Below are 10,380 nucleotides of genomic sequence, written 5' to 3'. Positions count from 1 at the left end.
CGGCGGCGGCGGGCGGCGGCCAGCAGCGCCATCCCGGCGAGGCCCAGTGTGAACGGTTCCGGGACCGGGGAGCCGATCAGTTGGAAGGCCTGATCGCCGTCAGAGGCCAAGTTCGAGAAGGTCGCCCCGGAAAACTTCGCCAGAGCGCCGTCGCCGGGCGATGCGACACCGTTCAAAGTCACCTGGCCCCCACCCGATGCCGCATCGTACGAAGCCCCAAACCAGTAGGAGCCCTGCGCCAGATGGATGGTTGTCAAGTCGAGGCTCCACTGGTACACGTCGAATACGCCAAATGTGCCGAGCGAGGTGATGCCGGCGACGGCAACGCTCTGACTCGTGATGAGCGAACCAGGGGTCGCTCCGCCTGCATACACCCTTACGGTCATCGTGGTGGGCGTGGTCGTGCTGTCCGTTGTGTAGTGGTTGTATCGGGTGATATCCACGGCCGTGCTGAAGGTGGCGAGGTCGGCAAAATTCTGAGAGGCCGTGGCATTTCCGTAAGCCCCGTGAATCGTGCCCGTGGTCATCCCCTGGTCCCAGAGAAGGGCGCCGTGCGCGACGGCGGCGACACCCCAGGTGGCCAGCGAAACCCATCCGACAAGCAAGCAGCGACTCTTCACAACACGGGAGTCTAACAGGAGATCCGCACCCTCCGGAACCTGGTGAAAATACCTGGCTTCCTCCGCGCTCGCCGGGATTGGTCCTTCCCATGATCTAACTCCTGCGACGAAGGCCTGGCCGATGCCGGGTAGGTGCCGGTTCGCCGGAACCTGCCCGCCGCTCGTCGATCCGCTAAGCACCCATCTCTTCGCGAAAAACGGCCCAAAACGGCTCTCCGACATTTCCAAAGAGCGACGCCCCGCCGCCGCCTCGCTTCTTCACAAGGCGCAATCCCTTCCGAAACTCGTCGGTCGTCGCGAACGCCGGCATATAGAGCCCGGCCACGATGGGGAAGCGCGCGGCGTGAAGGTCCTCCAGCACGCACTCGCCCACCCACTCCACCGGCTGCTCGTAGAACGAGTGGTAGATCATCCGCGCGGCAAAGTCGAGCGGCCATTTGTCCCAATCCTGGCGACAGATCGTCCGCGCCAAACGCGGCGTCGGGAACACCGCGGCGGTCACCTCCTTCTTGTGCCTCCGCACCTGGGCGGCGAGCTGCTGGACCAGCTCCGTCACCGAATCGTAGCGGAAGTGCAGCCACTCGGCATCGTGCGCAGGGTCGGCGATCTCCAAGGGATCGCGGCCGAAGCGCCTTTTGAAGGCATCGCGCGTGTGTTTGGAGTAGCAGAAGTCGTACTCGGGAAGCTCTTCGGTTTGATCGAGGCCGTACGTCTTCCATAGGGCCTTCGGAAGGATCACGTCGGGATAGCGCACGTAGTCGAGGTGCACGCCGGACACGCCGTCATGCGCCGCGAGGGCGTCCACCTTCTCCTTCAGGTAGCTCTGGACGCCTGGAATCACGGGGGATACCCACCGGTAGTAGTCCACGTAGGGCGGTTGGTCGAAACACGACTTGCCGGTCCGGCTCACCATGTACCAATCCGGATGGTTCTCCCGAATCCAGGCGTCCCCCCGGTTCGTGGTCCACATCCAGATGTGCGCCTCGAGGCCCGCCTCGCGGATCGCGTCGATCTCGCGGTCGTCCACCCCGCTCAGGAACACGCCGCCGATGCCGTTGGCCCTCAGGGCCGCGTACTTGGCCTTGAGCGCTGCCGGCTCGGCCTTGGCATCGGGTCCCGTCCACACGAAGTTGCGCATGCCTTTCCACCTCGGGGGCCTTCCCGCCCGCGCCTGGCCGGACCCCGCCCAGGCGGAACCGCCCGCGGCCAAACCCAAGCCCAGAGCGCCGGTCGCCGTCAAGAATTCGCGTCGATCCACGAAGGGGTAGTTCTTTGTTGTTGGTCCTTGGTCCTTCGTGCCAGTGGGGCCTTGGGCCTTGGGCCTTGGGCCTTGGGCCTTGGGCCCCCTTGCGTTCTTTGCGTCCATTGCGTGAAACCTCCCCCGGCTGGCAGGAAGCCCGCCTCCGCGCGCGGAAACGGGATGTGTCGTGCTCGCAATCTTCCTCACCGTGCTCATGGCCCAGAACGCTCTTGCCAATTCCTCTTTCGAACGCGTCGCGGGCGATGTTCCCGTGGGCTGGACGGCCCAGCGGTGGGGCGGCGAGGCCCGCTTCTCCGTCTCCAACGACGCGCACTCCGGCAACCGGAGCGTCGAGGTCGCCTCGTCGACAGGCGCCGATGCGGGCTGGCAGCAGTCCGTCGCCGTGCGCCCTTACTCCCGCTACCGCTTGACGGCGTGGATCAAAACCGTGGGCGTGGAGACCGTCGAACGCGGCCCCGGGGCGTTGATCAACCTGCATGGAAGGCCCGAGCACACCGAGCCCGTCGCCGGCACGCGCGACTGGACCCGGGTCGAGATGACGATCGACACCGGGGCCGACGACGCCCTGCTTCTCAACTGCCTCCTCGGCTACTTCGGCACCGCCAAAGGCACCGCGCGATTCGACGACCTCGAGCTCACGCTCCTCGAAACCCGCACTCCCGAGCCCAAGGCCGTAATCGACGCGGCGCACACGTCCGAGCCCATCCCGAAATACCTTTACAGCCAGTTCATCGAACACCTCGGGCGGTGCATCTACGGCGGCATCTGGGCCGAGATGCTCCAGGACCGGAAGTTCTACGACGCGGTCGGCGCGAAGGAGTCCCCCTGGGAGCCCATCGGCGCCGTTGGAATGACCACGGAAAAGCCGTTCGTCGGCGCCCACTCCCCGCGGCTTGAGGCGGGCGCCGCCGTTTCCCAAGGCGGGATCTGGTTCGAGAAGAACCGGCCCTACTCCGGCTATGCGTGGGTCCGATCCGTCGATGGGAAGGGGAGCGTCGTCCTGCGGTTCGTGTGCGGCGAGCAAGCGTCGGAGCAGCGCTCGTTCACGATCCAGATGCGCAACCGGGAGTACGTGAAGATCCCGTTTTCGGTCGCCCTGCCCTCGACGACCCAACAGGGCCGGTTCGAAATCGCCGCGCTCGACGGCCCCATCGAAGTGGGGACCGCCTCGCTCATGCCGAGCGACAACGTGCGCGGGATGCGGCGCGACACGTTGGCCTTGCTCAAGGAGTTGAACGCGCCGCTGTATCGATGGCCGGGAGGCAACTTCGTGAGCGGCTACAACTGGCGCGACGGCATTGGCGATCGCGACCACCGTCCGCCCCGAAAGAATCCGGCGTGGCAAGGCATCGAACACAACGATTTCGGCACGCACGAGTTCCTCGATTTCTGCAAAGAACTCGGGACCGAGCCCCTGATCGTCGTCAACACGGGACTTGGCAAGCCATCCGAAGCCGCGGCGTGGCTGGAGTACGTCAACGGCGCGGCGGCGACCCCCGAAGGGAGCAGGCGCGCGGCCAACGGCCACGCCGCGCCGTGGAGCGTCGACTGGTGGGGCATCGGCAACGAGATGTACGGCGACTGGCAGCTCGGACACATGCCCCTCGCCGAGTACACCGTCAAGAACAACGCGGTGGTCGACGCCATGCGCGCCGTGGACCCGAAGATCAAGACCATCGCGAGCGGCGACGTCGGGTCGTGGTCGCTCGGCATGCTCACCGAGTGCGCCAACCACATGACGCTCATCAGCGAGCACTTCTACTGCCAGGAACGGCCCGGCGTCATGGCCCACGCCGCGCAGGTCCCCAACGCGATCCGCGCAAAGGTCGTGGCGCACCGACGGTACCGCGACACGCTGCCGAGTCTGAAAGGGCACGACATCCGCATCGCGATGGACGAGTGGAACTACTGGTACGGGCCCCACGTGTTCGGCGAACTGGGGACGCGCTACTTCATGAAGGACGCCCTCGGCATCGCCGAAGGGCTGCACGAGTATTTCCGCTCGACGGACATCGTGGCCATGGCGCAGTACGCCCAGACCGTCAACGTGATCGGGTGCATCAAGACGACTCCCACCGCCGCCGCCTTCGAGACCACGGGGCTCGTTCTCAAGCTCTATCGAGAGCGGTTCGGGGCCATTCCGTTGGCCGTGGCGGAGGGCGTCGAGCCCCTCGACGTCTCGGCGGCGCGGACCGCCGACGGCCGTTTCATCACGCTCGGGGTCGTGAACCCGACGGGCGCCGAAATCACCCTCCCGCTCACGTGGAAGGGCGTGCGCGTGGCCGCCCAGGGCACCGGATGGGAGATCGCGCATCCCGACCCCATGGCCTACAACGATCCCGGCGGAAAGCAACCGGTGCAGATCGTCGACCGGAAGTTCGACAAGATGGATCGAGAGGTGAAGGTCAAGCCGTACAGCGTGACCGTGGTGAGAGTGGGGGTTGGGCCTTAGGCCTTGGGCCTTGGGCCTTGGGCCTTGGGCCTTGGGCCTTGGGCCTTGGGCCTTGGGCCTTGGGCCTTGGGCCTTGGGCCTTGGGCCTTGGGCCTTGGGCCTTGGGCCTTGGGCGTTGGGCCTTGGGCCTTGGGCCTTGGGCCTTGGGCCTTGGGCCTTGGGCCTTGGGCCTTGGGTCTTGGGCCTTGGGTCTTGGGTCTTGGGTGGGGGTCGTTCCCCTTTGCGCCCCTTGCGTTCTTTGCGTGAAACCCCTTGCGCCCTTTGCGTTCTTTGCGTGAAACCCCTTGCGCCCCTTGCGTTCTTTGCGTGAAACCCTCAGCGCCTTTGCGCCTCTGCGTGCAACCCCTTGCGCCCTTTGCGTGAACAAACCCTTTTCCACCGTCCTCCGCGCCTCCCGATCCGTCTCTTTCCACAGAGAGCCTCTTTCGCCCATTGCACGACATGTGTATACTGACAAGAGGTAGACAAGACATGACTATCGCCCACCTCAGCGATACCCATCTCGGGTATCGGGCCTACAGCCGGACCACTCCCGAAGGCATGAACCAGAGGGAGGCGGACGTGCTGGAGACCTTCCGCCGCACCCTGGCCGCAATCGGGGAACGGGAGCCGGACCTCGTGGTGCACAGCGGCGATCTGTTCCACATGGTGCGGCCCAGCAACCACACCATCACGAGCGCGTACGTCGCGCTCCTTCGCTTTCAGGAGGCGCGCCGTTACCGGCCGTTCGTGCTGATCGGAGGCAACCACGACACGCCGCGAACCGCCGAGAGCGGGAATCTCCTCGAGCTGTTCGCCTCCATCGACGGCATGCGGGTCGTGCCGGACCGCGCGGTCCGCGAGTCGATCGACGCCCTCGACCTCGAACTCATGTGCGTGCCGAGCCGAGCGTTGCGGGACGGAGGGGAGCGCGACTGGACGCCCCACGCGTCGAGGCGCAACTCCGTGCTCGTGGTCCACGGCATGGCGGCCCAGGCGTTGCCCGAGCACGCCGAGTTCGACGTGGCCGAGACGCGCGCCGACCGGTGGAGCTATGTCGCCCTGGGCGACTACCATATGCGCCAGAGCTACGGGCCCAACTGCTGCTATCCCGGCTCCACGGACTTCACGTCCACCAATATCTGGGAGGAGACCCTCGAGCCCAAGGGGTGGGCCTGGTTCGACTCCAACCTCGGCATGCTCGAGTTCGTCCCGATTGCGACGCGCACCGTCCTCGATCTCCCGCCCATCGACGCCTCCTCCAAAACGGGCGGCGAGATCACCGAAGCCGCCGTGCGCGCGGCGAATTGGGACTCCGGCGCGCTGCCGATCGTGCGCCAAAAGGTCCTGAACGTCCACGCCGACGTCCGCCGCCACATCGATGCGCGCGCGATTCGGGACGTGCAGGCGCGCGCGCTGCATTACCAGTTGGATCTTCGCACGCTCCACACCGGCGAGGCGGCCGCGCCGGCCGGTGAAGGAGCCAGCTTGGAAGGAGAGTGGGGCCGCCACGTCGCGCACGCCGAGCTTCCCGCCGAAGTACGGCGCGAGCGCGTGCAGACGAGCGGCCTCGAGCTGCTGAGGAGGGCAGAGATTGAAGCTGATCCGGCTTAGGCTCGAGAACTTCCGCCAGCACCGCGACACCACCGTGGAGTTCCGGGACGGCATGACCGCGATCGTCGGCGACAACGGCAGCGGCAAGAGCACCCTGCTCGAGGCGATCACCTTCGCGCTCTTCGGCGAGCAGCGCCAGAACAAGGACAGCATCCGATTCCACTGGGCGGGCCCGCGCGAACGCTTCCGGTCCGAGCTGACCTTCGAATTCGGAGGACGCCGCTACGTGGTCGAGCGCGGGGAGAAAGGGGCCGAACTCCGCGCCGACGGCAACGTCGTGGCCGAAGGACTGCGCGAGGTCAAGGGTGCGTGCGAGCGGCTCCTCAAGCTCACGCACGACCAGTTCATCAACTCGTTTTGCGCCGAGCAGAAGAGCCTCGAGTTCCTCAAATTCAAGGACCGCGCGACACGCCAGAACGAGGTGGCGCGCATGCTGGGCCTCGACCGGCTGAAGCAGGCGAGCGAGCTCGCCAAACAACAAGCCAAGGTGTTGAAGAACAAGGCCGAGTACCTTGGCGAGGAGCAGCACGGACGGGAACGCCTGGAAGCGGCCGCGAAGCTGAGCCGGGAGCGCGTCGACGAAGAGAGGCGGCGCCACACCCTTCTGGGCAAGCGACTCCCCGAGTGCGCGGCCGCACTGGAAACCGGTCGCAAGCGCTCCGACGAGGCGGCGCGGTGGCTGGATCTCGAGGGCCAGATCCGGGAGCGGGCGGGAACGCAGGTCCAGGCCCAAACCCGGCTCGAATCTCTTCGAGAGGAGATCGCCACCCTGGAGCGGGACGCCTCCGCGTTCGCCTCGCTGGCCGAGTCCGAGGCCGAGTACCTCGCCGCCCTCGGACGTCTCGAGTCGATGGACTCCTTGGCACGCCAGCATCACGAAGCCGCCGCCGCAACGGCGCTCCGGTCCAAACGGCTGGAGGAGATCGAAGCGGACAGGCGCCTTCTCGGGGAAGCGGCCGTCGCCACCGTCGCCGACATCGACTCCCTCCCGTTGGCCGCGCGCGCCAAGGTGGAAGCGCTCGAGCGCGACCTCCGGGAGCGCAAAGACGCGTGGCAAGAGACGCACCGGGAACTCGTTCAAACCCACGCCCGTGCCACGGCCCTGCGCGATGCGGCCCGGACGGCCCTGGCCCGTTCGGAGCGGATGACCGTCGGATCGACCTGCCCCGAGTGCGGGCAGACGATCGAGAAGAACTATGCGCATCTGGTTCGAGAGCGCTCGGAGGCGTTGGAGGCGGCCGAGGCGGCCCTCGCCCAAGAGGAGCAGCGCCTGGCCGCCGGCGGGGTGCCTCCCGAAGAGTGGGACGCGGTCGAAGCCGCCCTGAAGGAAGCGCGAGAGCAGGTGCTGGCCGCCGAATCCCGGGCGAAGGAGCTGCGAGAGGCTTGGACCCGCGTCGCCCAGTTCGACTCCGAGGCTTCCCCACAAGCCGCCACGACTCCGGTGTACGACGCCAAAGGCCACGCCGACCTGCGGACCCGCGTGAAGGAGCTGCTTCCGATCCATGAACGCGCCGTGAGACTCCACGGATCGGACCAGCGGCTCGCTGCCGCCAAGGCCAAGGTCCCCGCCCTCGAGGCGCAGATCGCCGAGGGGCAAGGGGCCGGCGAACGGCTCCGCGTCGAACAGGCCGCGCTCGAGTTCGAGTCCCCGGACGCGGCCCGACAAGCCCAGGAGAACTTCCGCAAGCTCGAGGTCGAGCAAGCGAAACTCCAAGCCGAGATCGTCGCATCGGAAAGGGTCTTGGAAGCGGCCGAGCGCGAGCTCCAGGCGGCCGCGAAGCAACTGCAAGAGTACGAGGATCGGGAGAAGCGCATCGCCGAGTACCGGGTGGACCAGATCCACTTCGAAGCCGTGACTCGCGAGATGATGGTCCTGCGCGAGAAGCTGAACCAACAGATTCGGCCCGACCTCGAGGCGCGCGCGAGCGACAACCTCCAGGCCCTTACCGGCGGGCGCTACGCGGCCCTGCAGTTGGACGAGCAGTTCGAAGCGACGGTGCTGGACGACGGGGTTGAGAAGGCCGTCATCAGCGGGGGCGAAGAGGACATCGTCGCCCTCAGCCTTCGGTTGGCGCTCAGCGAGCTCATCCAGGAGCGGCAGGGGACCCCGCTCTCACTCCTCATCCTCGACGAGGTGTTCGGGAGCCTCGACGGCGAACGGCGCCAACTCGTGATGGAGCGGCTCGCGGGGCTCAAAGGCCGATTCGACCAGGTGCTGGTGATCAGCCACATCGAGGAGATCAACCAGGTCGCGGACCAGTGCGTGTACCTCCACCGGGACGAGAACACGAAGAGCACCTACGCCAGCGACGCCCCCATCACGGAAGCCCCCATCCTGCTGCTTTAGACACGACAAACGACAAACGATAAACGACAAACGATTGACGACCCATCAGGGATGGATGAACAAGAAGCCTGGCTGCGGCTTGTCCGGCAACCCCTCGGGCAGCTCGCGCACGTCGTTGACGTACACGATCGGCGGGTCTCCGTCGATGTTGCGGATCGAAGGGGCGAGGCGCTCGCGAACCAGCTCGACGGCCGCGAGCTCCGCATCCTCTTCGGTTTCGCCCTCGACGTAACGCGTGACTTCGAACTCGACGCGCTGCACGTCCTCCTCGATCTCCATCACGAAGTTCTCGCCATGAAGGTCCACCGCGAAACACCTCATGGACCTATTGTCGGACGATCGCGGCCGCGATTGGACTAACCGCCGCGCCCTTCGACGGTGACCAACTGCTCGCGCCTCACTCCGTCGCGGATGAAGACGATCTTGACGGTGTCCCCGGGTTTCGCGGTCAGATAGGCGGCCTGCAAGGTCTCGAGGTCTGAGACCTTCTTTCCGTTGAACTCGACGATTCGGTCCCCCGCCTTGAACCCAGCCTTTTGGGCCGGACTGTTGGGCGACGTTCCGCTGATCCGCAAACCCGGGCCCCCTGCGACCATGTCGGGCACCATGCCCACGCGGATCGAGCGCTGCGAGCTTTCGGCGTCGCGATCCCCGGGCAGATTGCCCAGCACCACATCCTTCGAGAAGACGGGCTTGGCGTCGAGCGCATCCACGGCGGCCACGGTCTCGGCCACGACGGCGAGCACCTTGGCCATCCCGTCGGCGTCGATCGTCGCCGCGGTGTCCTTCTCGGTGTGGTACTCGTCGTGCAAACCCGTGTTGAAGAACAAGACCGGCACGTTGCGCCTGGCAAAGGAGGCCTGGTCGCTGTCTCCGCGCGTCTGGGCTCCCGGCTTGAGGTTCACCCCGGCAACCTCGATCTTGGCGAGGATGCGGGTCCACACGTCGCTGCTGCTGGTGCCGTAGGCGAACAGCTCGCCCTTGCGCAGACGGCCGATCATGTCGAGGTTGATCATGGCGGCCGTTCGTTCAAGCGTGTTGGGATGGCCCTTGGCCCACGCTTCGGAACCCAATAACCCCTCCTCCTCGCCGCTGAACAGCACGAAGATGAGCGATCGTCGGTTCGTCTTCTTGGCCGCGTAGTACTTGGCCAAGGCGAGCACACCAGCGGTGCCGCTCGCATTGTCGTCGGCGCCGGGGTGGATCGCGTCGGTTTGCGATCGGGAGCCGATCTCCCCGTAACCGAGATGATCGTAGTGCGCCCCGATCACGATGAACTCGTCCTTCAGCTTCGGGTCGCGGCCCGGCAGGTAACCCACGATGTCGTCGACCCTCGCCTTGTTTGGCTCGGTCTCGGTGACCATGCGGACGGTGAAGGGCAATGGGCGCGACTCGTGGCGCACGGCCACCGAGTGCATCGTTTCGACCTCGATCAGCGCGTTCAAGGCGTGCTCGGCAAGGCCTACCCCCACCAGGTCTCCGTCTCCCGAGAGCCCCTGGCCCCGCACGGTGCGCGGAAGCTGGGGACGACCGGGCGCCGACGGCCCGAGGAAGATCACGCCGGCCGCGCCACGCTCGCGCGCCATCTCAGCCTTCGCCGAGCGCGACAGCTGCGGCATGTCCGCCGGAGTGCGCGCAAACATCATCACGACCTTGTCCTTCACGTCGAAGGGTCGCTCGCCGCCGCCCTCCTCGTCCTCCATCTCGTAATCTTTCTCGTCCGCGCCGTACCCGACGAACACCAGTTCCCCACGGACGATGTGGTTGTCCTTCGAGCCGAAGAGGGGGACGAAGTCCCGCCCGAGCTCGAACGAGGTGCTCTTGCCGTCGAGCCGCAGGAAAACCAGCATGTTGTTCTTGGCGGGACGCTGGTTGATCGCAACCTCGTAGGACCAGCGGTACCCCTTGTTCGGCCCCTCGTTCAGTCCGTAGCTCTTGAACTGGGCGGCGAGATAGTCGGCGGCTTTGGATAGTCCTGGGCTCGGCGTCATGCGTCCCTCCAGGGCGGGCGAAGCGAGGAATTGCACGTGCCGAGCGAGTTCCGCAGCGTCGAAATGGGGCCCCTGGACTATCGTCAGGAGCAGCAGGAGGGCGTGGCTCATGCCCC

The 10,380-nt window shown here is 66.3% G+C and carries 7 protein-coding genes; 3 read left to right on the top strand and 4 right to left on the bottom strand.

Annotation, left to right across the window (positions count from 1 at the left end):
* Both M9921_15065 and M9921_15060 read right to left on the bottom strand, forming a co-directional pair.
* The coding region (locus M9921_15065) for a PEP-CTERM sorting domain-containing protein (protein ID MCO5298167.1) at nucleotides 1-620 on the bottom strand (620 nt) is incomplete at its 3' end.
* 172 nt (nucleotides 621-792) lie between these two features.
* Nucleotides 793-1,878 carry a family 10 glycosylhydrolase gene (locus M9921_15060; protein ID MCO5298166.1) on the bottom strand — a complete coding sequence of 362 codons (1,086 nt, stop codon included), beginning with the start codon at nucleotides 1,876-1,878 and terminating at the stop codon, nucleotides 793-795.
* A 169-nt stretch (nucleotides 1,879-2,047) separates the two neighbouring features.
* Between M9921_15060 and M9921_15055 the strand changes: the two genes are divergently transcribed.
* The 3 genes from M9921_15055 to M9921_15045 all read left to right on the top strand — a co-directional run bounded on the left by M9921_15055 (nucleotide 2,048) and on the right by M9921_15045 (nucleotide 8,273).
* Nucleotides 2,048-4,333 carry a hypothetical protein gene (locus tag M9921_15055; GenBank protein ID MCO5298165.1) on the top strand — a complete coding sequence of 762 codons (2,286 nt, stop codon included), beginning with the start codon at nucleotides 2,048-2,050 and terminating at the stop codon, nucleotides 4,331-4,333.
* Between the two features lie 471 nt (nucleotides 4,334-4,804).
* Complete coding sequence (locus tag M9921_15050; GenBank protein ID MCO5298164.1) at nucleotides 4,805-5,926, top strand: DNA repair exonuclease; 1,122 nt, start codon at nucleotides 4,805-4,807, stop codon at nucleotides 5,924-5,926.
* Nucleotides 5,907-8,273 (top strand): SMC family ATPase, encoded by a 2,367-nt coding sequence (locus M9921_15045; GenBank protein ID MCO5298163.1) that lies wholly within the window; start codon nucleotides 5,907-5,909, stop codon nucleotides 8,271-8,273. The genes M9921_15050 and M9921_15045 overlap by 20 nt, the downstream gene beginning before the upstream one ends.
* A 45-nt stretch (nucleotides 8,274-8,318) precedes the next feature.
* Here the strand turns inward: M9921_15045 and M9921_15040 are convergent, their stop codons facing one another.
* Together M9921_15040 and M9921_15035 are read right to left on the bottom strand one after the other, a co-directional pair.
* Nucleotides 8,319-8,594, bottom strand: a complete 276-nt coding sequence (locus M9921_15040) for a hypothetical protein (GenBank protein ID MCO5298162.1) — start codon at nucleotides 8,592-8,594, stop codon at nucleotides 8,319-8,321.
* Nucleotides 8,595-8,629: 35 nt separating this feature from the next.
* Nucleotides 8,630-10,375 carry a DUF4910 domain-containing protein gene (locus tag M9921_15035; GenBank protein ID MCO5298161.1) on the bottom strand — a complete coding sequence of 582 codons (1,746 nt, stop codon included), beginning with the start codon at nucleotides 10,373-10,375 and terminating at the stop codon, nucleotides 8,630-8,632.
* Nucleotides 10,376-10,380 lie beyond the last annotated feature (5 nt).

It is taken from the genome of Fimbriimonadaceae bacterium, assembly GCA_023957775.1.
Lineage (GTDB): Bacteria > Armatimonadota > Fimbriimonadia > Fimbriimonadales > Fimbriimonadaceae > JAMLGR01.
The sequence above is the reverse complement of the archived record's forward strand: the minus strand, read 5'-3'. Positions and strand labels throughout refer to the sequence as shown.